General features: G+C 41.3%; 19 protein-coding genes and 5 tRNA genes. 23 read left to right on the top strand and 1 reads right to left on the bottom strand.

All coding sequences use genetic code 11. The annotated features are described in order from the left end of the window. The first annotated feature begins 51 nt into the window (after positions 1–51). The 22 genes from gspN to KIP84_RS17140 all read left to right on the top strand — a co-directional run bounded on the left by gspN (position 52) and on the right by KIP84_RS17140 (position 22,240). A complete protein-coding gene (gene gspN / locus KIP84_RS17245; protein WP_032005861.1) occupies positions 52–795 on the top strand; it encodes a type II secretion system protein N in 744 nt (247 codons plus the stop codon). After that, positions 795–1,631, top strand: coding sequence for a type II secretion system protein N (locus tag KIP84_RS17240; RefSeq protein ID WP_213688974.1), 837 nt, complete (start codon positions 795–797; stop codon positions 1,629–1,631). Before gspN ends, KIP84_RS17240 begins: the two co-directional genes overlap by 1 nt. Positions 1,632–1,672: 41 nt before the next feature. Next, the gene (gspD, locus tag KIP84_RS17235) at positions 1,673–3,943 is read left to right on the top strand and encodes a type II secretion system secretin GspD (protein ID WP_068557577.1); all 2,271 of its coding nucleotides are present in this window, start codon (positions 1,673–1,675) and stop codon (positions 3,941–3,943) included. Between the two features lie 40 nt (positions 3,944–3,983). Then, complete coding sequence (locus tag KIP84_RS17230; RefSeq protein ID WP_204086950.1) at positions 3,984–4,610, top strand: FHA domain-containing protein; 627 nt, start codon at positions 3,984–3,986, stop codon at positions 4,608–4,610. A gap of 65 nt (positions 4,611–4,675) precedes the next feature. Beyond that, complete coding sequence (locus tag KIP84_RS17225) at positions 4,676–5,344, top strand: phosphoglycolate phosphatase (RefSeq protein ID WP_213688973.1); 669 nt, start codon at positions 4,676–4,678, stop codon at positions 5,342–5,344. A gap of 108 nt (positions 5,345–5,452) precedes the next feature. Beyond that, positions 5,453–6,946, top strand: a complete 1,494-nt coding sequence (gene trpE / locus KIP84_RS17220) for an anthranilate synthase component I (protein WP_213688972.1) — start codon at positions 5,453–5,455, stop codon at positions 6,944–6,946. A gap of 98 nt (positions 6,947–7,044) precedes the next feature. After that, a tRNA-Thr gene (locus KIP84_RS17215) sits at positions 7,045–7,120 on the top strand. 54 nt (positions 7,121–7,174) lie between these two features. Beyond that, a tRNA-Tyr gene (locus tag KIP84_RS17210) sits at positions 7,175–7,258 on the top strand. 37 nt (positions 7,259–7,295) lie between these two features. After that, positions 7,296–7,371 (top strand) — tRNA-Gly (locus tag KIP84_RS17205). 13 nt (positions 7,372–7,384) lie between these two features. Then, positions 7,385–7,459 (top strand) — tRNA-Thr (locus KIP84_RS17200). 147 nt (positions 7,460–7,606) lie between these two features. Then, positions 7,607–8,797 carry an elongation factor Tu gene (gene tuf, locus KIP84_RS17195; RefSeq protein ID WP_005065785.1) on the top strand — a complete coding sequence of 397 codons (1,191 nt, stop codon included), beginning with the start codon at positions 7,607–7,609 and terminating at the stop codon, positions 8,795–8,797. Between the two features lie 60 nt (positions 8,798–8,857). After that, a tRNA-Trp gene (locus KIP84_RS17190) sits at positions 8,858–8,933 on the top strand. A 75-nt stretch (positions 8,934–9,008) separates the two neighbouring features. After that, positions 9,009–9,449 (top strand): preprotein translocase subunit SecE, encoded by a 441-nt coding sequence (gene secE / locus KIP84_RS17185; protein WP_002114837.1) that lies wholly within the window; start codon positions 9,009–9,011, stop codon positions 9,447–9,449. Positions 9,450–9,456: 7 nt separating this feature from the next. Beyond that, on the top strand, positions 9,457–9,990 hold the full coding sequence (gene nusG, locus KIP84_RS17180; RefSeq protein ID WP_002115092.1) for a transcription termination/antitermination protein NusG: 534 nt from the start codon (positions 9,457–9,459) through the stop codon (positions 9,988–9,990). 109 nt (positions 9,991–10,099) lie between these two features. Further along, a complete protein-coding gene (gene rplK / locus KIP84_RS17175; protein ID WP_001074682.1) occupies positions 10,100–10,528 on the top strand; it encodes a 50S ribosomal protein L11 in 429 nt (142 codons plus the stop codon). Between the two features lie 3 nt (positions 10,529–10,531). Next, positions 10,532–11,227, top strand: coding sequence for a 50S ribosomal protein L1 (gene rplA, locus KIP84_RS17170; protein WP_005804118.1), 696 nt, complete (start codon positions 10,532–10,534; stop codon positions 11,225–11,227). 310 nt (positions 11,228–11,537) lie between these two features. Continuing rightward, entirely contained in the window at positions 11,538–12,044 is a 507-nt protein-coding gene (rplJ, locus tag KIP84_RS17165; RefSeq protein ID WP_002115099.1) for a 50S ribosomal protein L10, read from the top strand. 42 nt (positions 12,045–12,086) lie between these two features. Further along, complete coding sequence (rplL, locus tag KIP84_RS17160; RefSeq protein ID WP_001229360.1) at positions 12,087–12,458, top strand: 50S ribosomal protein L7/L12; 372 nt, start codon at positions 12,087–12,089, stop codon at positions 12,456–12,458. Positions 12,459–12,762: 304 nt separating this feature from the next. Continuing rightward, on the top strand, positions 12,763–16,851 hold the full coding sequence (rpoB, locus tag KIP84_RS17155) for a DNA-directed RNA polymerase subunit beta (protein WP_002114857.1): 4,089 nt from the start codon (positions 12,763–12,765) through the stop codon (positions 16,849–16,851). 86 nt (positions 16,852–16,937) lie between these two features. Then, complete coding sequence (rpoC, locus tag KIP84_RS17150; protein ID WP_213688971.1) at positions 16,938–21,131, top strand: DNA-directed RNA polymerase subunit beta'; 4,194 nt, start codon at positions 16,938–16,940, stop codon at positions 21,129–21,131. A gap of 180 nt (positions 21,132–21,311) precedes the next feature. Then, positions 21,312–21,677: a hypothetical protein gene (locus KIP84_RS17145; RefSeq protein WP_002114930.1), complete on the top strand. Its 366-nt coding sequence runs from the start codon at positions 21,312–21,314 to the stop codon at positions 21,675–21,677. A 206-nt stretch (positions 21,678–21,883) separates the two neighbouring features. Beyond that, complete coding sequence (locus tag KIP84_RS17140; RefSeq protein ID WP_002115127.1) at positions 21,884–22,240, top strand: hypothetical protein; 357 nt, start codon at positions 21,884–21,886, stop codon at positions 22,238–22,240. Positions 22,241–22,280: 40 nt separating this feature from the next. On the opposite strand, the gene KIP84_RS17135 is transcribed toward KIP84_RS17140, so the two are convergent. Continuing rightward, a complete protein-coding gene (locus KIP84_RS17135) occupies positions 22,281–22,766 on the bottom strand; it encodes a DUF4442 domain-containing protein (protein WP_005079397.1) in 486 nt (161 codons plus the stop codon). A gap of 117 nt (positions 22,767–22,883) precedes the next feature. Between KIP84_RS17135 and KIP84_RS17130 the strand changes: the two genes are divergently transcribed. Beyond that, a complete protein-coding gene (locus KIP84_RS17130; protein ID WP_213688970.1) occupies positions 22,884–23,762 on the top strand; it encodes an alpha/beta fold hydrolase in 879 nt (292 codons plus the stop codon). The last annotated feature ends 20 nt before the right edge of the window (positions 23,763–23,782 follow it).

Raw genomic sequence — 23,782 nt, 5'->3', positions numbered from 1 at the left:
AGGGAGCTACTCTCAAAATAAGGACGATAATTTGCATGTTGGTAAGGCTGAATGAAGAAAAAGTCTAAGCAATGGAAGTGGTGGTTTTTTGCCCTCATTGCATTTTTAATTTTTATTATTTTACAGATCCCGGCGACTTGGCTTATTTCTAAATTTTCAAAGAATAATCAAACTCTACACAATGTAAGTGGAAATATCTGGCAAGGCCAAGCAGATTGGCGGCGTGGTACTTTGAGAGGTTCGATTCATTGGAAAACTAGACCTCTTGACCTGTTTTTATTAAGGTTCGCTGCTGATGTAGATATCCATAGTGGTAATACCCAATTAGCTGGGGTAATGGGCTATGGTGTGGGGAAAAAAGTAATTGTAAAGGCTATGAATGGTCAAATTGCGCCTGAAACATTAAAACAAATTGTGAATTGGCAATGGCCTACGAACAGCATTCAACTGAAAGATATTGAGTTTAATTATAAGAAAGAGCAGGGGTTCGCAGCAGTTGATGGTCAATTACATTGGGGTGGCGGTGCTTTAATTTATAATATTGGTGATCGTCAAGACCGTATGAATATGCCTTCTTTAAATGGGCAATTAACGGATCAAAATGGACAATTACAAGTTGATATACGTGATCAACGCAGTCAAAAAATGGCGAATCTCTTATTAGATGCCAACATGATGCTTGATGTGCAGCTCACCCAAAGATTATTACTTAATATTCCATCTTATGATGGAAAAGCTGGTTTGGATACGTTTGTCATTAGTTCTCGTCAACCCTTAATACAAGGGGGTAACTAATGAAAGTATGGATTGAGAAATTACAGCAATTACAGTGGCAAAAATTAGATCGGTTAAGTGTAATTGTATTTGCCTTTTTAATTTTATGGTTGTGTTGGAAATTAGCTTCATTATTTTGGTGGGTAATTGCGCCTCCTCAAATGATGCAATTTGATCGGGTCGAGTTAGGATCACAGCAGCCACAAATTCCTAACATTAGTACTTTTTCACTTTTTAATGAACCTTCAGCCAATGCAGCACAAGAAAATGTCAACCTAGAATTACAAGGCGTAATGCTGGGTTATCCGAATCGTTTTTCCTCAGCTGTTATTAAGCTAGATAATACTGCCGACCGATATCGGGTAGGAGAAACAATAGGTTCTACCTCTTATCAGTTGGCAGAAGTTTATTGGGATCACGTGATATTACGTCAAGGTAATGGAAGTACCCGTGAACTCCAATTTAAAGGTTTGCCAAACGGTTTATATCAACCTATGACGCCAGATGCATCACAACCAACTGCTACTGCACCTCAGTCGTCAGCACCTGTTAATACTGCTCAAGAGGCGTTAGGGCAAGCTATTCAGCAAATGCAAGGCAACCGTGAACAATATCTGCGTGACATGGGTGTTAGTGGGAACTCCAGTGAGGGTTTTGAAGTTACAGAACGTACACCCACTGCGCTTCGAAATAAGTTAGGTTTAAGGCCGGGCGATCGGATTGTTTCATTAAACGGTCAAACGGTTGGGCAGGGACAAACGGATGTGCAGTTACTTGAACAGGCTCGACGAGCTGGGCAAGTGAAAATAGAAATAAAACGTGGTGATCAAGTGATGACCATACAACAAAATTTTTAGTGATAACACGTCACCATAAGAGTTAGGAATTATCGCAAGTTATGGCTTTATTGAATCATCAACGTCCACTTTGGGCATTACTTGCAGCAGCCCCATTGATTGCGACAGTGAGCAGCAGTGTCTATGCCCAAACATGGAAGATCAATTTACGTGATGCTGACTTAACTGCATTTATTAATGAAGTGGCAGATATTACGGGTAAAAACTTTGCAGTAGATCCACGAGTACGCGGTAACGTCACAGTAATATCGAATAAACCCCTCAATAAAAATGAAGTTTACGACCTGTTTCTTGGGGTCTTAAACGTAAATGGTGTGGTGGCAATTCCTTCGGGTAACACTATTAAACTGGTACCAGATAGTAATGTCAAAAATTCGGGAATCCCTTACGATTCTAGAAACAGACTACGTGGTGATCAGATTGTTACTCGGGTTATTTGGCTTGAAAATACCAATCCTAATGATCTAATTCCAGCACTTCGTCCTTTAATGCCACAATTTGCGCATATGGCTGCAATTGCGGGGACTAATGCACTGATTGTTTCGGACCGTGCAGCAAATATTTACCAACTTGAAAATATTATTCGTAATCTAGATGGTACTGGTCAGAATGATATTGAGGCAATAAACCTTCAGTCGAGCCAAGCTGAAGAAATCATTACTCAACTGGAGGCAATGAGTGCTACGGGAGCATCGAAAGATTTTAACGGTGCACGTATACGTATTATTGCAGACAACCGAACCAATCGTATTTTAGTTAAGGGCGATCCTGAAACGCGTAAGCGTATTCGCCATATGATTGAAATGCTGGATGTGCCTTCGGCCGACCGTTTAGGTGGTTTAAAAGTTTTTCGATTGAAATATGCAAGTGCAAAAAATTTATCAGAGATTTTGCAAGGCCTTGTAACAGGACAAGCTGTTTCTTCGTCAAATAGTAATAACAGTTCTTCTAATTCATCGAATCCGATCAATAATTTGATGGGTAATAACCAGAATTCTAGTTCAAACACCTCTGGTTCAAATGGGAGCTCAATTTCTACGCCATCTATTAATTTAAACGGTAATTCGAACAATAATAATCAGAACAATATCTCTAGCTTTAGCCAAAATGGGGTGAGCATTATTGCGGATAATGCCCAAAACTCTTTAGTGGTTAAGGCAGATCCTCAATTAATGCGCGAAATTGAATCTGCTATTCAGCAGCTTGATGTTCGTCGTCAGCAAGTTCTGATTGAGGCTGCGATTATTGAGGTTTCAGGTAAAGATGCTGATCAATTAGGGGTGCAATGGGCACTTGGTGACATTAATAGTGGTATTGGTCTAATTAACTTTACGAATGCAGGTTCAAGTCTAGCTTCATTGGCAGCAGGTTACTTAACTGGCGGTGCTTCTGGTTTGGGAAGTGCAATTGGAGCAGGTAGTTCAATTGCATTAGGGAAGTATAAAGAGGGTGCGGATGGTTCTCGTCAGCTTTATGGAGCTTTAATTCAAGCTTTAAAAGAGAATACAGCTTCTAATTTATTGTCTACCCCCTCTATTGTAACGATGGATAATGAAGAAGCTTATATTGTTGTCGGTCAGAACGTTCCATTTGTAACAGGATCGGTCACTACAAACAGTACGGGGATCAACCCCTACACCACGGTTGAACGTAAAGATGTCGGTGTGACATTAAAAGTTATACCTCACATAGGTGAAAATGGCACAGTTCGACTTGAAATTGAACAAGAAGTTTCAAATGTTCAGGCGAGTAAGGGGCAGGCTGCCGATTTGATTACAAACAAACGTGCTATAAAAACAGCCGTATTGGCTGAGCATGGACAGACAGTAGTCTTGGGTGGCTTAGTATCTGACGATGTTGAATTTAACCGTCAAGGTATTCCTGGGTTAAGCAGTATTCCATACTTAGGTAGATTATTCCGCTCGGATACTCGAAGTAATGTGAAGCGTAACCTTCTTGTTTTTATCCACCCAACAATTGTGGGTGATGCAAATGATGTGCGCCGTTTGTCTCAGCAGCGCTATAGCCAGCTTTATAGCTTGCAATTGGCTATGGATAAAAATGGCAACTTTGCAAAACTGCCTGAGCAAGTTGATGATGTCTATAATCAAAAGATGACACCACCGAGTATTGCCTCTCAGCCAAAAAACTATCAACAAGTTCCTTCAGGTGGAAAAACCTCGACGGTAACTACACCTGTAGCCGTAGAGCCAGCAGTGCAAAAGCAAACTTTACAGTTACCTGATCCTGAAGTTAATCGTACTAAAAATACAGTAACAACAACGACACTGCGCCCAAGCACAGCACAGTAGTAGCATGTTATGATTGATAAAAAATGAATAGGACATACGCATGACTTGGAAACTACAAGCAATTACTGGTGAAATTACTGGCCAAGAAATTAATGTTGATCGTGATATGTTAGTAGGGCGTCATCAAGATGCTGATGTGTTGTTACAAGCTGCTGAAATTTCACGTCGCCATGCTGCATTGCTTCTAAAAGATCAAGCGCTATGGGTGCAAGACCTTAATTCTTCTAATGGCACATTTGTAAACGATATTCGTATTGAGCAAGAAAAGCAGCTACATAATGGTGATATTGTTCAGTTTGCTAGTTTTAAATTTTCTGTACTAGCGCCTGCACAGAAAATCACGGAATTACCTGAAATTGAAGCCGAACCTGTAAATACGACATCCTCTCCAGATTTAAGCGATCAAGGAATGCCGAGTCTTGCGGAGCGTGCCGCAGAAGTAGAAGTTCGTCGCGATGGTATGCCGCAGAATATTTCTATTCCAAAACCTGCACCTATTCCAGAGGGTGTGGATATTAATGCACAACAGCAAACACCTATCGCTTTTGATGAACCGGTTTCTCGTGTTGCTGAAGAAAGAGAGCAACAGAAGAATGCCTCGGTTGGTTTAATAACTATTATTATTTTAGTAATCTTAGCTGTATTAGCATGGTTATTCTTTAAATAATCCTTTGCTGCTTTTACAATCAAGGCATGCTAAAAGCATGCCTTTTTAATTTTGAGAAGAACAAGATGTCTGTTGCACAACTAAATAAGCGCGATTTAATTTTATTTGATTTGGATGGAACACTGGTTGATTCTGCTGCTGATTTATATAGATCAATGAATTTAAGCTTGCAAGAATTAGGCTGGCCTTTAATAACAGAAGCCCAGATACGAGAATGGGTCGGTAAGGGAGTATCTAAACTTTGTGAAAGTGTTCTGTTTCATATTTTTGGGAAATTAGATGCTGAACAGCATAAAATTCTACTGCAGAAATTTGTTGATATTTACAGTGCCGAGCTTTGTGTAAATACTCAAATTTATCCTGGTGTAACCGAGTTTTTAAAACACTGTAAAACCTTAAATATACAAATGGCATGCGTTACCAATAAGCCTGTACAACTTGCCCAAGGTTTGCTTGATGCTTTACAGCTCTCTCCATATTTTCAAGTCGTACTTGGTGGGGACAGCTTACCTGAGAGAAAGCCTCATCCATTGCCATTATTGCATTGTATGCAAAGCCTAAAAATATCTGCTTCACAATCATTAATGATTGGCGATTCAAGTAATGATATTGAGGCTGCGCGTCGTGCTGGAATTGATTGTATTGTGGTTAGCTATGGCTATAATCATGGAGAAAATATCTATGATTGCCAACCTCAGCAAGTTGTTGATAGTCTTGCTGAGTTAATTATTTAATGAATGAAATGGAGATCAGAATGAATAAGCGTATGGTTTTTCGATGGCGTGTCTAAACCGAATCTAGAAAAACACACTTTTAAATCGAAACCATATTAGAGAAAATTCATGACAACATTAGTGCAATTCGAGCAACTTAAGGCTGCTGGTTACAACACAATTCCAGTCTATCGCCAACGCTTAGCAGACACAGAAACACCTTTATCTGTTTTCGCTCGTTTTAAAGACCACACGCAAGCTTATTTATTTGAGTCAGTCGAAGGTGGCGAAAATTGGGCACGCTACTCTATGATTGGTTTAGGAGAGTCGACGGTTTTCTCATGTAATGCAGGTGTTCTATCTATACAACATGCTGATGGCTCAATTACACAACAAGATTGCCAAGACCCATTTCAATATATTCGTGAATTTCAGAAGCAATTTACAGTGCCATCTGCTGAGCTCTTGCCGGATTTGCCAACCTTTACTGGCGGATTAGTAGGTTATTTGGGCTATGATGCTGTTCGTTACATAGAACCACGTTTAAAAAATGTTCCTACAGCTGACCCAATTACATTGCCGGATTTGTGGTTGATGCTATCAAAGACTGTCATTGTTTTTGACAACCTTAAAGATACTTTATTTTTAATTGTTCATGCGGATACAGAGCAGAGTAATGCTTATGAAGACGCTCAGCAAAAATTAGATCAATTAGAGCAATTGTTAGCTACACCAGTAAGTCTGCAAGCTAAGCCACATACACCTCCACATTTTGAATCAATTACTGGTAAAGCGAAATTCTTAGAAACAGTCGAAAAAGTTAAAGAATATATACGTGCTGGTGATGTGATGCAGGTTGTTCCGGGGCAGCGTATGGTTTCTGATTTCGATGGACAGGCATTACAAGTTTATCGTGCTTTACGTCATTTGAACCCATCGCCTTATTTATTTTTGGTACAAGGGCAAACGATTACAGATAAAAAGCCATTCCATATTGTAGGGTCATCGCCAGAAATTCTTTCTCGTTTAGAAAATGGTATTGCGACAGTGCGTCCTCTTGCAGGTACCAGACCACGTGGAAAAACTAAAGAAGAAGATCTTGCTTTAGAAAAAGATTTGCTTTCTGATGAAAAAGAAATCGCTGAGCATTTAATGCTGATTGACCTTGGTCGAAATGACGTTGGGCGAGTTTCTAAAATTGGCAAGGTGCAAGTGACAGATCAAATGGTGATTGAGCGCTATTCACATGTCATGCACATTGTCTCAAATGTACAAGGCGAAGTTCGTGATGATATCGATGCGCTAGATGTATTTAAAGCAACTTTCCCAGCTGGTACTTTATCGGGTGCACCAAAAATTCGTGCAATGGAAATTATTGATGAAGTTGAGCCTGTGAAAAGAGGTGTGTTTGGTGGGGCAGTAGGATATTTAGGATGGCACGGGGAAATGGATATGTCGATTGCAATCCGTACTTGTGTTATTCGAGATAAAAAGGTCTATGTACAGGCTGGAGCAGGTCTAGTTGCGGACTCAAATCCTGAATCTGAATGGAATGAAACGCAAATAAAAGCTCGCGCAGTGATCAAAGCGGTTGAATTATCATCAAACGGATTGATTTTATGAGTTTTTAGCGGTTTTTTTTAAAAAACCGCTTGCATCGTTTGGAAGTTTTGCTAAACTGCACACCGTTCCGATACGAAACGTACGAAACACTAAGAAGAGCCGGCATAGCTCAGTTGGTAGAGCAACTGACTTGTAATCAGTAGGTCCACAGTTCGAATCCGTGTGCCGGCACCATCTTAAAGGTGTGTAGTTGTGAAGTAAAGAACAACACTGAAATAAGTGTGATATGGTGAGATTCCCGAGCGGTCAAAGGGGGCGGACTGTAACTCCGCTACGAAAGTTTCGAAGGTTCGAATCCTTCTCTCACCACCATTAACTTCGATTGAAGTGGTATATATACCAACACAGTGCGGGAGTAGCTCAGTTGGTAGAGCGGCAGCCTTCCAAGCTGCATGTCGCGAGTTCGATCCTCGTCTCCCGCTCCATCGAAGGATAATCGCTCTTATAGCTCAGTGGTAGAGCACTCCCTTGGTAAGGGAGAGGTCTCGAGTTCAAATCTCGATAAGAGCTCCAGATACAGTTTAGTAGATTTTCTACAAAGATTTAAAAAGCAGGCTTATTAGTCTGCTTTTCAAGTATTGGGTGTTTGATTTTTTAGGCGATATGTCGATGCTGAGTTTTTGCTCAGAATTGTGTTCGACGTAAACGAGGACTATAAACATGGCTAAGGCTAAGTTTGAACGTAATAAGCCACACGTAAACGTGGGCACAATCGGTCACGTTGACCATGGTAAAACAACTTTAACTGCTGCGATTGCAACAATTTGTGCAAAAACTTACGGCGGTGAAGCGAAAGATTACTCACAAATCGACTCAGCACCTGAAGAAAAAGCACGTGGTATTACAATTAATACTTCACACGTAGAATACGATTCTCCAATTCGTCACTACGCGCACGTTGACTGCCCGGGCCACGCCGATTACGTTAAAAACATGATTACTGGTGCTGCTCAGATGGACGGCGCGATCCTTGTGTGTGCTGCGACTGACGGTCCAATGCCACAAACTCGTGAACACATCCTTCTTTCTCGTCAGGTTGGTGTACCTTACATCATCGTATTCTTGAACAAGTGTGACCTTGTTGATGATGAAGAATTACTTGAATTAGTAGAAATGGAAGTTCGTGAACTTCTTTCTACTTATGACTTCCCTGGTGATGACACTCCAGTTATCCGTGGTTCTGCGCTTAAAGCGTTGGAAGGCGATGCTGGTCAATATGGTGAGTCTTCAGTTCTTGCTCTTGTTGAAGCGCTTGACTCTTACATCCCAGAACCAGAACGTGCTATCGACAAAGCATTCTTAATGCCAATCGAAGACGTATTCTCAATTTCTGGTCGTGGTACTGTAGTAACAGGCCGTGTAGAAGCTGGTATCGTTAAAGTTGGTGAAGAAGTAGAGATCGTTGGTATTAAAGATACAGTTAAAACAACTGTAACTGGCGTAGAAATGTTCCGTAAACTTCTTGACGAAGGCCGTGCAGGTGAGAACTGTGGTATCTTACTTCGTGGTACTAAGCGTGAAGACGTACAACGTGGTCAAGTGCTTGCTAAACCAGGTACAATCAAGCCGCACACTAAATTCGACGCAGAAGTATACGTACTTTCTAAAGAAGAAGGTGGTCGTCACACTCCATTCTTAAATGGTTACCGTCCACAGTTCTACTTCCGTACAACTGACGTAACTGGTGCAATCCAATTACAAGACGGCGTTGAAATGGTTATGCCAGGCGACAACGTTGAAATGTCAGTAGAATTAATCCACCCAATCGCAATGGACCCAGGTCTACGTTTTGCGATCCGTGAAGGTGGTCGTACTGTAGGTGCTGGTGTTGTTGCGAAAGTAACTGCATAAGCATATTATAGTGACGGATTACGTCTCAGGTTGAGGGCTTTGGCTCTCAACTTGCATTATAGGTCAGTAGTTCAATTGGTAGAGCGTCGGTCTCCAAAACCGAATGTTGGGGGTTCGAGTCCCTCCTGACCTGCCATATTTTGAAATAAAAAGCTTGATGCTGGCTTAGTTGTTCATATAATAAGTCGCGAGTTCTACGACGAGTACAAAAATGTCGAATGATAAATCGCGTGACGCATTGAGCGACGCGCCAATTCCTCAAAGAAATAATTCTGCTGAAGTTGTTCGTTCTGGTTCGCCTTTAGATATTGTTCTATGGGTGATTGCAATAGCATTGTTGCTTTTAGCTACCATGGTGAATCAACATTTGCCAGCGTATTGGGCACCTGCAAATAATGTTTGGGTGCGCGTTGGGGCAATTTTTGCTTGTATCGTTGTGGCTTTAGGTTTATTATACGCCACCCATCAAGGTAAAGGCTTCGTTCGCTTGCTAAAAGATGCACGAGTCGAATTGCGTCGAGTAACTTGGCCAACAAAACAAGAAACAGTCACTACATCGTGGCAGGTTCTATTGGTTGTAGTTGTCGCATCATTGGTTTTATGGTGCTTTGACTATGGTTTGGGTTGGTTAATTAAGTTGATTATCGGGTAAAAGAGCTATGAAACGTTGGTACATTATTCATGCCTACTCTGGCTATGAAAAACAAGTGATGCGTTCACTTACAGAACGAATCCAGCGTAGCGCTGTTGCCGATAGCTTTGGTGATGTCCTTGTTCCTACCGAAGAAGTGGTAGAAATGAAGGATGGTAAGAAACGTAAATCTGAGCGTAAATTCTTTCCTGGCTATGTGTTAGTCGAAATGGAAATGAATGATGATACTTGGCATATCGTTAAAGAATGTCCAAAGGTTCTAGGTTTTATTGGTGGCACACCTGAAAAACCAGCACCAATCACTCAACGTGAAGCAGATGCGATTCTTGCGCGTGTACGTAATACTGGTGAAGCGCCACGTCCTAAAACGATGTTTGAACCAGGTGAAGAATTACTTGTTATTGACGGTCCATTCACAGACTTTAAAGGTGTGGTGGAAGAGGTTCAATACGACAAGTCACGTTTAACGTTGACGATTAATGTATTTAATCGACCAACTCAGGTTGAACTCGAGTTTCGCCAAGTCGAAAAAACGATTTAATCTCAATTGGTTGAAAAGCGCCCGATTTTATCGGGCATTGTTGTTGTAACAGTAATGTTGCGTAAAGATTGGGGAGCCTAGCGGCGTTTGTACCCAGAGGTATTTTAAAATGGCTAAGAAGATTGACGGCTATATCAAGCTGCAAGTTCCAGCTGGTAAAGCAAATCCATCTCCACCAATTGGTCCTGCATTAGGTCAACGTGGTGTAAACATCATGGCATTCTGTAAAGAATTCAATGCTGCTACACAAAAAGTTGAACCAGGTCTTCCAATTCCTGTAGTGATTACTGTGTACAACGACAAGTCGTTCACATTCATCATGAAAACTCCTCCAGCTTCTATTCTTCTTAAGAAAGCTGCTGGTATTCAAAAGGGTTCATCTGTACCAAACAAAACTAAAGTTGGTAAGTTGACTCGTGCTCAGTTAGAAGAAATTGCGACTACTAAAGAACCGGATTTGACTGGTGCTGATTTAGACGCACGTGTTCGTACCATCGCTGGTTCTGCACGTTCTATGGGCTTGGAAGTGGAGCTATAAGACATGGCAAAGTTAACTAAACGTCAAAAAGCCATTGCTGCTGCTGTTGAAGCAAACAAAGTTTACACTTTGGAAGAAGCAGTACAAGTTCTTAACAGCCTACCTGCTGCAAAGTTCAAAGAATCTTTGGATGTAGCTGTAAATCTTGGTGTAGACCCACGTAAATCTGATCAGGTTGTTCGTGGCGCAACTACATTACCTGCAGGTACTGGTAAAACTGTACGTGTAGCTGTATTTGCTCAAGGCGCGCAAGCAGAAGCTGCTAAAGAAGCTGGTGCTGATGTTGTAGGTTTTGATGACCTTGCTGAAAGCATCCAAGGTGGAAACCTTGACTTTGATGTTGTAATCGCTGCTCCTGACGCTATGCGTGTTGTTGGTAAGCTCGGTACAATTCTTGGTCCACGTGGTTTAATGCCAAACCCTAAAGTTGGTACTGTAACTCCTGACGTAGCAAATGCTGTTAAAAACGCTAAATCTGGTCAGGCTCGTTACCGTGTAGACAAAGCGGGTATTATCCATGCTGCGATCGGTCAAGTAGGCTTTGATGCTGCTGCTATCCGTCAAAACGTTGAAACTTTAGTTGCTGACTTGAAAAAGTTAAAACCTGCAACTTCTAAAGGTGTATACATCAAAAAGATCACTTTGAGCTCAACTATGGGTCCTGGTCTTACTGTTGATGTAAACAACGTTTCTAACTAAGTCTAGACTTAGTAAAGAATTTTAAAGTCCTGATTGGGGACAGAACTTAAATAGAAATATTTTCTATTTGGTTGGGTGGAGCAAAGCTCTATCCCTTACCCGTCAGGCGGACTTTGAATTGATAAATGAGAATTTATCAGCGTCAAAGACCTCAGGCGAAGAGATGTCATTTTTGAATAGCACTTTTCTTAATAAACCAGCCTGCGTAGACGCGGTGGTGTGATTTGTTCCTCCTCCGCGTGTAAGTCGAAAGGCTTACGAATTGGGAGTGTGCCCATTGGGTACATAAATCACCTTAGGAGGTTTTACAATGGCTCTTCTTATTGAAGACAAAAAACAGATCGTTGCGGAAGTAAGTGAAGTTGCTTCTAAGGCGTTTGCAGCCGTTGTTGCTGACTACCAAGGCTTAAGCGTAGAGCAATTAACAACACTTCGTGTTGAAGCTCGTAAGTTAGGTGTTTCTACACGTATTGTACGTAACACTTTGGCTAAACGCGCACTTCAAGATACTCAATTCAATATCTTGAACGACAACCTTGTTGGTCCAACAATTCTAGGTTTTTCAACTTCTGAAGATGACATGGGTGCAGCTGCACGTTTGTTCGAAGATTTTGCTAAAACTAACAAAGCATTTGAGTTAAAAGCTGCTGCATTTGACGGCAAAGTTTATCAAGGTGCTGACGTTAGCGTAATTGCAAACCTTCCGAACCAAGAGAAAGCTCTTACTATGCTTGCCTCTGTCCTTCAAGCTCCTATTTCGAAATTGGGTCGCCTTATTACAGCGCTCAAAGAGAAAAACGAGTCAGAAGCTGCTTAATCAATTTTACACACCATTCAATATCCATTTGGAGTTATTCTCATGGCTTTAACTAACGAAGAAATCTTAAACGCAGTTGCTGAAAAAACTGTTCTTGAACTTGTTGAATTAATTTCTGCTTTCGAAGAGAAATTCAACGTTTCAGCTGCAGCTGTTGCTGTTGCTGCTCCAGCTGGTGGCGCTGCTGCTGCTGCTGAAGAACAATCTGAATTCAACGTTGAGTTGACTTCTTTCGGTGCTAACAAAGTAGCTGTAATTAAAGCAGTTCGTGAAGCAACTGGCCTTGGTCTTAAAGAAGCTAAAGACCTAGTTGAAGGTGCTCCTCAAGTTCTTAAAGAAGGCGTTTCTAAAGAAGAAGGCGAAGAACTTAAGAAGAAACTTGAAGAAGCTGGTGCTACAGTTACACTTAAGTAATTGTAAAAGGAGTCGGTTTTTAAATCGGCTCCATAAAATGGCTGATGGCTCTTGGGTCATCAGCCTTTTTGCGTTACAATAATCGGCTCGATTTTTGTTAGTTTTGTTTGTTTTTTAGAAAAATTCAAATAAAACAAGTAATTTCAAATGTTTACCAATATTTTTCTTTTTTAAAAATATTGTTAAGCGTTTTTATACCACTAAAAATTGCAGCATTTGTAAACAGTGGTGGCCATATCGGCCTGCGTAATTCCTTCTGAGCCCGTTCTGCAGGCGGGCTTGGTTTACTTTCCGAGGACTCCAGATGGCATACTCATATACCGAAAAGAAACGGATCCGTAAGAATTTTGGTAAATTGCCCCAAGTAATGGATGCACCGTACTTACTATCGATTCAGGTCGATTCGTACAGAACATTCTTGCAAGATGGCAAAACTCCAAAAAACCGCGAAGATATCGGTCTCCAAGCCGCATTTCGTTCAGTTTTTCCTATCGAAAGTTATTCTGGCAATGCTGCTTTAGAATTTGTTGAGTATAGCCTTGGTAAACCTGAGTTCGATGTACGCGAATGTATTCTTCGTGGTTCGACTTATGCGGCACCAATGCGCGTTAAAATTCGTTTGATTATTAAAGATCGCGAAACTAAATCTATTAAAGACGTACGAGAACAAGAAGTCTATATGGGTGAAATTCCACTCATGACTGAAAACGGTACATTCGTCATTAATGGTACTGAGCGTGTAATCGTATCTCAATTACATCGTTCACCAGGCGTTTTCTTTGATCACGATAAAGGTAAAACCCACTCAAGTGGTAAAGTGTTGTATTCAGCACGTATCATTCCTTACCGTGGTTCATGGTTAGACTTCGAATTTGATGCAAAAGACTTAGTTTACGTACGTATTGACCGTCGTCGTAAATTACTTGCTACTGTTGTGTTACGTGCACTAGGTTATAACAACGAACAAATCTTGAATTTGTTCTATGAAAAAGTACCTGTGTATCTTGACATGGGCAGTTACCAGATTGACCTAGTACCTGAACGTTTACGTGGGGAAATGGCTCAATTTGATATTGCTGACAATGACGGCAAAGTTATTGTTGAGCAAGGTAAACGTATTAATGCTCGTCACGTACGTCAAATGGAAGCTGCTGGTTTAACAAAACTTTCAGTTCCTGATGAATACTTATATGAGCGTATCACTGCTGAAAATATTACTTTGCGTGATGGTGAGGTAATTGCTGCGAATACTTTGTTAAGCCATGAAGTTATGGTGAAGTTGGCAGAAGGTGGTGTTAAACAGTTCAATATCTTGTTTACGAACGATATTGACCGTGGTTCGTTTGTTGCTGACACTCTGCGTGCAGATACAACGGCTGGTCGTGAAGAAGCATTAGTTGAAATTTATAAAGTAATGCGTCCAGGCGAGCCGCCAACAAAAGAAGCTGCTGAAAACTTATTCAATAACTTATTCTTCTCTTCTGAGCGTTATGACTTATCTCCAGTAGGTCGTATGAAGTTCAACCGTCGTTTGGGTCGTCCATACGAAGTTGGTACTGACCAGAAGTCACGTGAAGTAGAAGGTATTTTATCGCACGAAGATATCATTGATGTATTACGTACATTAGTTGAAATCCGTAACGGTAAAGGTGAAGTCGACGATATCGATCACTTGGGTAACCGTCGTGTACGTTCTGTTGGTGAAATGACTGAAAACCAATTCCGTGTTGGTTTAGTTCGTGTTGAACGTGCAGTTAAAGAACGTTTAAGTCAAGCAGAAACAGATAACTTGTCTCCACAAGATCTAATTAACGCTAAACCAGTTGCAGCTGCAATCAAAGAATTCTTTGGTTCAAGCCAATTATCTCAGTTCATGGACCAAAACAACCCATTATCTGAGATTACGCATAAGCGTCGTGTATCTGCGCTTGGGCCTGGTGGTTTAACACGTGAACGTGCGGGCTTTGAAGTACGTGACGTACATCAAACTCACTATGGTCGTGTATGTCCAATTGAAACGCCGGAAGGTCCAAACATTGGTTTAATCAACTCGCTTTCAGTATATGCAAAAGCAAATGACTTTGGTTTCTTGGAAACACCTTACCGTAAAGTGGTAGATGGTCGAGTAACTGATGCAGTTGAATACCTTTCTGCGATTGAAGAAGTAGGTACTGTTATTGCACAGGCCGATTCTGCAGTAGATAAAGATGGCAACTTAACAGAAGAGTTCGTTTCTGTTCGTCATCAAGGTGAATTCGTACGTATGCCACCAGAAAAAGTGACGCATATGGACGTTTCTGCTCAGCAGGTCGTATCTGTTGCTGCATCACTTATTCCATTCCTTGAACACGATGACGCGAACCGTGCACTTATGGGTTCAAACATGCAACGTCAGGCAGTTCCTACTCTACGTGCGGATAAACCGCTTGTAGGTACAGGTATGGAAGCGAACGTTGCACGTGACTCAGGTGTATGTGTGATCGCAAACCGTGGTGGTGCAATTGAATACGTAGATGCTTCTCGTATCGTTATTCGTGTAAACGAAGATGAAATGATCGCTGGTGAGGCTGGTGTAGATATCTACAACCTCATTAAATATACGCGTTCTAACCAGAATACTTGTATCAACCAAAATATTATCGTGAATTTGGGCGACAAAGTTGCTCGCGGTGATATCTTGGCAGACGGTCCGTCTACAGATATGGGTGAGCTTGCGCTTGGTCAAAACATGCGCGTTGCGTTCATGACTTGGAATGGTTACAACTATGAAGACTCGATCTTATTATCTGAGCGCGTACTTCAAGAAGACCGTTTAACTTCTATTCATATTCAAGAATTATCTTGTGTAGCGCGTGATACTAAGTTAGGTGCAGAAGAAATTACTGCCGATATTCCTAACGTTGGTGAAGCTGCACTTTCTAAACTTGATGAATCAGGTATCGTTTATATCGGTGCTGAAGTTACAGCAGGTGACATCCTTGTTGGTAAAGTAACGCCTAAAGGTGAAACTCAGTTAACTCCTGAAGAAAAATTGCTTCGTGCAATCTTTGGTGAGAAAGCAGCTGACGTTAAAGATTCATCTTTACGTGTTCCATCTGGTACAAAAGGTACAGTTATCGATGTTCAAGTCTTCACTCGTGATGGCTTAGAGAAAGATGACCGTGCATTGGCGATCGAAAAAGCACAACTTGATGCTTACCGTAAAGACTTGAAAGAAGAATACAAGATCTTTGAAGAAGCAGCTCGTGAGCGTGTAATTCGTTTGCTTAAAGGCCAAGAGTCTAATGGCGGTGGTTCAACTAAACGTGGTGACAAACTCGTTGAAGAAGTGTTATCTGGTTTAGAGCTTGTTGATTTACTTGAAATTCAACCGGCAGATGAAGCAATCGCTGAGCGTTTAACTCAAATTCAAGTGTTCTTAAAAGAAAAGAGCGCAGAAATTGATGAGAAATTCGCTGAGAAGAAACGTAAGCTTGCAACAGGTGATGAACTAACAACTGGCGTATTGAAAGTTGTTAAAGTTTACTTAGCTGTTAAACGTCGTATTCAGCCTGGTGATAAGATGGCTGGTCGTCACGGTAACAAGGGTGTTGTATCTAACATCTTACCTGTTGAAGACATGCCACACGATGCTAACGGTGTACCGGTAGATATCGTATTGAACCCGTTGGGCGTACCATCTCGTATGAACGTGGGTCAGATTCTTGAGACTCACTTAGGTATGGCGGCTAAAGGACTTGGTGATAAAATCGAGAAAATGTTGAAAGAACAGCGTACAGTTTTAGAACTGCGTGAATTCTTAGACAAGATTTATAACAAAGTCGGTGGTGAGCAAGAAGATCTTGATAGCTTAACTGATGCTGAAGTCTTGGCACTTTCAGGCAACTTACGTGCCGGTGTACCTTTGGCTACTCCTGTATTCGATGGTGCTGAAGAAAGCCAAATTAAAGACTTGCTTGAGTTAGCTGGTATCTCTCGTACAGGCCAAACAGTATTGTTTGATGGCCGTACTGGTGAACAGTTTGACCGTCCTGTAACTGTGGGTTACATGTACATGCTCAAATTGAACCACTTGGTTGATGACAAGATGCATGCGCGTTCAACTGGTTCTTACTCTCTTGTTACACAGCAACCGCTTGGTGGTAAAGCACAATTCGGTGGTCAGCGTTTCGGTGAGATGGAGGTCTGGGCACTCGAAGCTTATGGCGCAGCATATACTCTCCAAGAGATGTTAACTGTTAAGTCGGATGACGTTGAAGGTCGTACACGCATTTATAAGAATATTGTAGATGGTAACCATTACATGGATCCGGGTATGCCTGAATCGTTCAACGTATTGACCAAAGAGATCCGTTCTTTAGGTATCAACATTGAACTGAAAAATGGTGATTAAGTCGTAAGACTCACGATTTTTTAGGTAAAAACAATATTTGTGACCCAGTCGGGTAAGCGTTGCTTCCCGACACACGGAGAAAAAAATTGAAAGACTTGCTCGATATCATGCGTAAGAAAACGGACTCAGATGGTCATGCACCAATTGAGTTTGACCGTATCCGTATTGGTCTTGCGTCACCAGAAATGATTAAGTCATGGTCTCATGGTGAAGTTAAAAAACCTGAGACAATTAACTACCGTACTTTTAAACCTGAACGTGACGGTTTGTTCTGTGCCAAAATTTTTGGTCCAGTAAAAGATTACGAATGCTTGTGTGGTAAATACAAGCGTATGAAATACAAAGGCGTCATTTGTGAAAAATGTGGCGTTGAAGTAACTACAGCGAAAGTTCGTCGTGAACGTATGGGTCACATTGAACTTGCTTCTCCAGTTGCACATATCTGGTTCTTAAAATCGTTACCGAGCCGTATCGGTTTATTATTAGATATGACACTTCGTGATATCGAACGTGTATTGTATTTCGAATCATACGTTGTAACTGACCCAGGTATGACTCCGTTTGAAAAGTATCAACTTTTAACAGACGAAGAATACTTTAATGCACTTGAAGAACACGGTGATGAATTCACTGCGAAAATGGGTGCAGAAGCGGTTCAGGACTTGTTGAAAGATATCGATCTTGAAGCTGAAATCGCACGTTTACGTGAAGAAATTCCTCAAACAACTTCTGAAACGAAGTTGAAAAAAGCGTCTAAACGCTTGAAATTGATGGAAGCATTCAAAGATTCAAACAACAAGCCAGAATGGATGGTGATGAATGTACTTCCGGTACTTCCACCTGATTTACGTCCATTAGTTCCACTTGAAGGTGGTCGTTTCGCGACTTCTGACTTGAACGATTTATACCGTCGTGTCATTAACCGTAACAACCGTTTGAAGCGTCTTCTTGACCTTGCTGCTCCAGATATCATCGTACGTAACGAAAAACGTATGTTACAAGAGTCTGTAGATGCATTGCTTGATAACGGTCGTCGTGGTCGTGCAATTACTGGTTCTAACAAGCGTCCATTAAAATCTTTGGCAGATATGATCAAAGGTAAACAAGGTCGTTTCCGTCAGAACTTATTAGGTAAGCGTGTTGACTATTCTGGTCGTTCGGTAATTACTGTAGGTCCTACTTTACGTCTTCACCAATGTGGTCTTCCGAAGAAAATGGCACTTGAATTATTCAAGCCATTCATTTTCGCGAAACTACAAGCTTCAGGTCAGGCAACTACCATTAAAGCTGCGAAGAAAATGGTTGAGCGTGAGACTCCGGAAGTTTGGGACGTTCTTGCTTCTGTAATTCGTCAACACCCAGTAATGTTGAACCGTGCGCCAACACTTCACCGTTTAGGTCTTCAAGCATTTGAACCTATTCTTATTGAAGGTAAGGCAATCCGTCTTCACCCACTCGTTTGTGCTGCGTTTAACGCCGACTTCGATGGTGACCAAATGGCGGTACACGTTCCATTGACACTTGAAGCACAGTTAGAAGCTCGTGCATTGATGATGTCAACAAACAACATCTTGTCACCAGCAAACGGTGAGCCAATCATCGTTCCTTCTCAGGACGTTGTCTTGGGTCTTTACTACATCACACGTGATGCTGTAAATGCCAAAGGTGAAGGCATGGTGTTTGCAGATACTCATGAGGTAAACCGTGCACTTGCTACTGGACAGGTTGCGATCCATGCGCGTGTTAAAGTACGTGTACACCAAACTGTTATCAATGAAAATGTTGAACGTGAACATCAAACTATTATTGTTGATACAACACCTGGTCGTTGTTTGCTTTGGGAAATTGTTCCACAAGGCTTAAGCTTTGACATGATCAACCTTGAGATGACTAAAAAGAACATCTCTAAATTGATCAACTCTTGCTACCGTAAACTTGGTTTGAAAGATACAGTTATCTTTGCTGACCAATTAATGTACTTGGGCTTCCGTCAAGCGACTCGTTCAGGTGTATCTGTAGGTATGGAAGACATGCTCATTCCACCTACTAAGCACACAATTATTGATAAAGCAGAAACAGAAGTTCGTGAAATCGAACAACAGTTCGAACAAGGTTTCGTAACTGCTGGTGAGCGTTATAACAAAGTTGTCGATATCTGGGCGCGTACAAACGACCAAGTTGCTAAAGCAATGATGGATAACTTGTCTTATACACTTGTTAAAAACAAACAAGGTGAAGATGAGAAACAAAAATCATTCAACAGCATCTATATGATGTCTGACTCGGGTGCCCGTGGTAGTGCGGCACAGATTCGTCAGCTTGCTGGTATGCGTGGTTTGATGGCAAAACCGGATGGCTCGATTATTGAGACTCCGATTAAAGCGAACTTCCGTGAAGGTTTAACAGTACTTCAGTACTTTATTTCAACACACGGTGCGCGTAAAGGTTTGGCCGATACAGCATTGAAAACTGCGAACTCTGGTTACTTGACTCGTCGTCTTGTAGACGTAGCGCAAGACTTGGTAATTACTGAACCTGACTGTGGTACAGCGGGTGGTTTAGTAATGACTCCATTCATTCAGGGTGGTGATGTCATCGAGCCATTACGTGACCGCGTATTAGGTCGTGTAACTGCTGAAGATGTACGTCGTGCATCTGATGATGAAGTTGTATTACCTCGCGGTACGTTAATTGACGAGAAAATCGCAGCTCAGCTTGAAGAAGCTGGTGTCGATGAAGTTAAAGTACGCTCAGTAATCGCATGTGAATCAACATTCGGTGTATGTGCTCGTTGTTATGGTCGTGACCTTGCACGTGGTCACTTGGTGAACCCAGGTGAATCAGTTGGTGTAATGGCTGCACAGTCAATCGGTGAGCCAGGTACACAGTTAACGATGCGTACGTTCCACGTTGGTGGTGCTGCGAGCCGAACTTCTGCTGCGAACAGTGTTCAAGTACGTAACAAAGGTACTGTACGTTTCCATAACGTGAAAACTGTACAACATGCAAAAGGCCACTTGGTTTCAGTTTCACGTTCAGGTGAAATTGGTATTGCCGATGATTTAGGTCGTGAGCGCGAGCGTTATAAACTTCCTTACGGTGCAAGCATCTTGTTGAAAGATGGTGAAGCTGTAGAAGCTGGCGGTATCGTAGCGACTTGGGATCCGCATACACATCCATTAGTAACAGAAGTTGCTGGTAAAGCGCGCTTCAGCCAAATCGCTGATGGCGTAACTGCAACATCGAAAACTGATGATGCAACTGGTATGACTACTGTTGAAATCTTGCCTGTAACAGCTCGTCCTGCTTCTGGTAAGGATTTACGTCCTGCAATCGTGTTGGATACAACAGATGGCGGCGAACAGTTCTACTTCTTGCCACAAAATACAATCGTAACTGTCCGTGATGGCGAAACGATTGGTGTGGGTGACGTTATTGGTCGTGTACCACAAGAAACATCACGTACTCGTGATATTACCGGTGGTCTTCCGCGTGTAGCTGACTTGTTCGAAGCGCGTAAGCCAAAAGAGCATGCAATTCTTGCTGAAGTATCAGGTGTTGTAAGCTTCGGTAAAGAGACTAAGGGTAAAAACCGTTTGGTAATTACTCCTGATGATGGTTCTGAGATTTACGAAGAATTGATTCCAAAATGGCGTCAAATCAACGTATTCGAAGGCGAGCATGTGAACCGTGGTGAGACTATTTCTGATGGTCCACAAAACCCACATGACATCTTGCGTTTGAAAGGTGAAGTTGCATTAACTAACTACATCGTGAACGAAGTTCAAGACGTTTACCGTCTCCAAGGTGTAAAAATCAACGATAAGCACATTGAAGTTATCGTACGTCAAATGTTGCGTAAAGTTGATATCACTGATGGCGGTGATACAAGCTTCATTAAAGGCGAGCAAGTGGATTACATCCGCGTTGTTCAAGAGAACCAAGCTGTCTTGGCTCAGAACAAGTTCCCTGCGAAGTTTGAACGTCAATTGATGGGTATTACGAAAGCATCGCTTTCTACTGACTCGTTCATCTCTGCTGCATCGTTCCAGGAAACAACTCGTGTGTTAACTGAAGCGGCTGTAACAGGTAAAGAAGATGATTTACGTGGCTTGAAAGAAAACGTTGTAGTAGGTCGTTTGATTCCGGCAGGTACTGGTCTCGCGTACCACTTAGAGCGTCGTCGTCAAGAAGCAGAAGCTGCAGAGCATGAGCTTCATAATGACTTCAGCGAAGTAGACCAAGCATTTAGCCAAGCATTAAACTCTGAACAATTCTAAGTTTAGACTGGCACTAAAAAAGGCACCTTAGGGTGCCTTTTTTATTTATATTTATTTATAACAATTTTAAATTGTAATTACATAAACATATTAAAGAGCCATTATTTTATTACTTAAGCGGGATAAATACTCCACAAAAACACACTAGGCTACCTGCTTATGAAGACTGGAGTAAATCTAATGAAAAAAATGATGATGATTGTTAGTGTTGGCCTGATATCTACAACTTTGTTTGTTGGTTGTCAGAATGCAAGCCCAGAAAGTCAACGTATTGGTTCAGCTGCTATTGGTGGTGGTGCAGGTGGTGCAGTAGGAAAACACGTGGGCGGTAATATAGGTGCAGGTCTAGGAGCGGCACTCGGTGCAGGTGTTGCGGCTAATGCAAAAGGGTCTAGCAGTAAAACCGTACGTAATAGTGCAATTGGTGCTGGTGTCGGCGCTGTATTAGGTGGAGCAATTATTGGTGGTGACGCTGGTGCTGCTACAGGTGGAGCATTAGGTGGTAGTGCCGGTGCAGCCTATGAAGAGAAGAAAGGGAAGTACTAAAAATATCCTTAATAATTGTTAAACTATAGAAGTCTTTATGTGATTAAAGACTTCTTTTTTATAATTAAAATTTGGCTTAATAAATATAAAAGGCAGAGCTTTACAAAATATCAATCGATTAGGACAGACGGATAACACAATCTGATCAAATTCCTCATAAAAGGGGATTATTCTTTTCTCTAGAACAGATCATTGTGAGAACGGTCATGAAAAAAACAATTGGATTAGTTTCTGCTTTAATGTTGTCTACACTTATGTTCACAGGCTGCCAAAATATGAGCCCATCTGACCAACGTATTGGTGCAGCAGCAGCAGGTGGAGCACTTGGTGGTGGTTTAGGTAACCATGTAGGTGGAGGTATTGGTGCAGGCTTAGGCGCAGCGGTAGGTGCAGGCGTAGGCTCTAATACCCAAGGCGGCAGTAAACAGACAACGACTAAGAGTGCGATTGGTGCTGGTATCGGTTCAGTCGTAGGTAAAGCACTGATTGGTGGTGACTCTGGTGCTGCAATTGGCGGTGCGATCGGTGGTGGTGCTGGTGCTGCGATTGAAGAGAAAAGATAAAAATTAACAAATAAAAAATAAGCGCTTTCAGCGCTTATTTTTATTGAGGGAAAGGTTTCGCCTTTTTACGTCTGATATAAAGCGTTTTCTGAACCTCTGCAATTCTTACTCCAGATTCATCAAAAATGTTTAGATGATAAGTTCTTAAAACAGGTTCATAGTTCTCGGCAAGTTCACGAATTTGTTCTATTTCAGCTAAATCAACTCGAATATCTGCATGTACAGTACTGCGTCCTGGAGAAAGAAAATTGATTTCGGCAGCTTTGTCCCAAACAATATATTTTGATCCGAGATGATGCATAAGAATCATCATATAAAATGGGTCCACCATTGAATAAAGGCTTCCACCAAAATGTGTACCGACTAAATTTTGGTTTTTCCAAGTCAGTGGCATTTTTACACGCACATGGCAAAGTTCTAAATTCATGATTTCAATATAAATCCCTGCGCCACGATAAGGGGGATAGTGATTAAATAGAAATTTTGAAATCGTAGGATTGTTCTGAAGTCTTCTTAAAATAGCCATAATAGTCAATTTTTTTTATTGCAACAGTATTCATACTAGATAAGTATCATCTTTTTTATATTGATGGCAATGCTCTATCCGACTAACGACATGATCGATTGAAAAACAAGATAGGAAATGATTATGCAGCCAAAAGTTCATACAGTAACAACAAGTGATCAACAAACGCTTTGTGCTAAAACATGGGGTGACGAAAAAAATACTCCCTTGGTTTTAGTACATGGCTATCCAGACAATCAAGAAGTATGGGAATCAATCATTGAGCATTTGATTAATGACTTCTACATTGTTACTTACGATGTACGTGGAGCTGGTTTGTCATCTATACCAAAACGTATACGTGATTACCGTTTAGAGCGTTTATCTCTAGATTTCCAAGAAGTTGTTGATGAGTTATTGCCAAATCGTCAATTCCATATGGCTGCACATGATTGGGGTTCGATTCAGTCTTGGGAGTCGGTCACTGAGCCTAAGTTCAAAGGTCGTTTATTATCATACACCACCATTTCTGGACCATGTCTTGATCATGCCGCTTTATTTTTACGTGATAAATTTAAATCTTCACCAGCTCAAATCTTAAAAATATTAACCAAATCTTGGTATATCGGGGCATTTCATCTTCCGTTATTAGCACCAACTGTATGGTCTCTATTTAGTCCTGAAAAATGGGGTAAAGTTCTTACTCAGTTGGAAAGGAAAAGTAATTTACCTTTAAATAATAATATTAATGCTGATGGTAAATATGGCATTAATTTATATCGTGCCAATTTTATTCCTCGCTTAACTGGCCCACGTCAACGTTATGCGCAGTGTCCAGTTAAGGCTGTTATTTTAAAATATGATACTTTTGTAAGCCCAGAATACATCACTGAGGCTATGCCAAAGTGGGTTGAAAAATTTGAATATGTAGAGCTTAACGCAAATCACTGGGCCATTCTGAGTGAGCCAGAGAAAATAGCAACTCATATTCGTGAGTTTATTAAAGCTCAAGCGTAACAGTGAAATAACTGCATAAA

The organism is Acinetobacter sp. BHS4 (assembly GCF_018454425.1).
GTDB classification, from domain to species: Bacteria; Pseudomonadota; Gammaproteobacteria; order Pseudomonadales; family Moraxellaceae; genus Acinetobacter; species Acinetobacter pittii.
The sequence above is the reverse complement of the archived record's forward strand: the minus strand, read 5'-3'. Positions and strand labels throughout refer to the sequence as shown.

What these genes read in the sequence shown, in the direction of transcription:
- rplL (WP_001229360.1), top strand. Translation starts at nt 12,087, where the DNA reads ATGGCTTTAACTAACGAAGAAATCTTAAACGCAGTTGCTGAAAAAACT.
- KIP84_RS17130 (WP_213688970.1), top strand. Translation starts at nt 22,884, where the DNA reads ATGATTATGCAGCCAAAAGTTCATACAGTAACAACAAGTGATCAACAA.
- rplA (WP_005804118.1), top strand. Translation starts at nt 10,532, where the DNA reads ATGGCAAAGTTAACTAAACGTCAAAAAGCCATTGCTGCTGCTGTTGAA.
- KIP84_RS17225 (WP_213688973.1), top strand. Translation starts at nt 4,676, where the DNA reads ATGTCTGTTGCACAACTAAATAAGCGCGATTTAATTTTATTTGATTTG.
- KIP84_RS17140 (WP_002115127.1), top strand. Translation starts at nt 21,884, where the DNA reads ATGAAAAAAACAATTGGATTAGTTTCTGCTTTAATGTTGTCTACACTT.
- rpoB (WP_002114857.1), top strand. Translation starts at nt 12,763, where the DNA reads ATGGCATACTCATATACCGAAAAGAAACGGATCCGTAAGAATTTTGGT.
- rplJ (WP_002115099.1), top strand. Translation starts at nt 11,538, where the DNA reads ATGGCTCTTCTTATTGAAGACAAAAAACAGATCGTTGCGGAAGTAAGT.
- gspN (WP_032005861.1), top strand. Translation starts at nt 52, where the DNA reads ATGAAGAAAAAGTCTAAGCAATGGAAGTGGTGGTTTTTTGCCCTCATT.
- trpE (WP_213688972.1), top strand. Translation starts at nt 5,453, where the DNA reads ATGACAACATTAGTGCAATTCGAGCAACTTAAGGCTGCTGGTTACAAC.
- secE (WP_002114837.1), top strand. Translation starts at nt 9,009, where the DNA reads ATGTCGAATGATAAATCGCGTGACGCATTGAGCGACGCGCCAATTCCT.
- tuf (WP_005065785.1), top strand. Translation starts at nt 7,607, where the DNA reads ATGGCTAAGGCTAAGTTTGAACGTAATAAGCCACACGTAAACGTGGGC.
- KIP84_RS17230 (WP_204086950.1), top strand. Translation starts at nt 3,984, where the DNA reads ATGACTTGGAAACTACAAGCAATTACTGGTGAAATTACTGGCCAAGAA.
- rplK (WP_001074682.1), top strand. Translation starts at nt 10,100, where the DNA reads ATGGCTAAGAAGATTGACGGCTATATCAAGCTGCAAGTTCCAGCTGGT.
- KIP84_RS17240 (WP_213688974.1), top strand. Translation starts at nt 795, where the DNA reads ATGAAAGTATGGATTGAGAAATTACAGCAATTACAGTGGCAAAAATTA.
- nusG (WP_002115092.1), top strand. Translation starts at nt 9,457, where the DNA reads ATGAAACGTTGGTACATTATTCATGCCTACTCTGGCTATGAAAAACAA.
- KIP84_RS17135 (WP_005079397.1), bottom strand. Translation starts at nt 22,766, where the DNA reads ATGGCTATTTTAAGAAGACTTCAGAACAATCCTACGATTTCAAAATTT.
- KIP84_RS17145 (WP_002114930.1), top strand. Translation starts at nt 21,312, where the DNA reads ATGAAAAAAATGATGATGATTGTTAGTGTTGGCCTGATATCTACAACT.
- gspD (WP_068557577.1), top strand. Translation starts at nt 1,673, where the DNA reads ATGGCTTTATTGAATCATCAACGTCCACTTTGGGCATTACTTGCAGCA.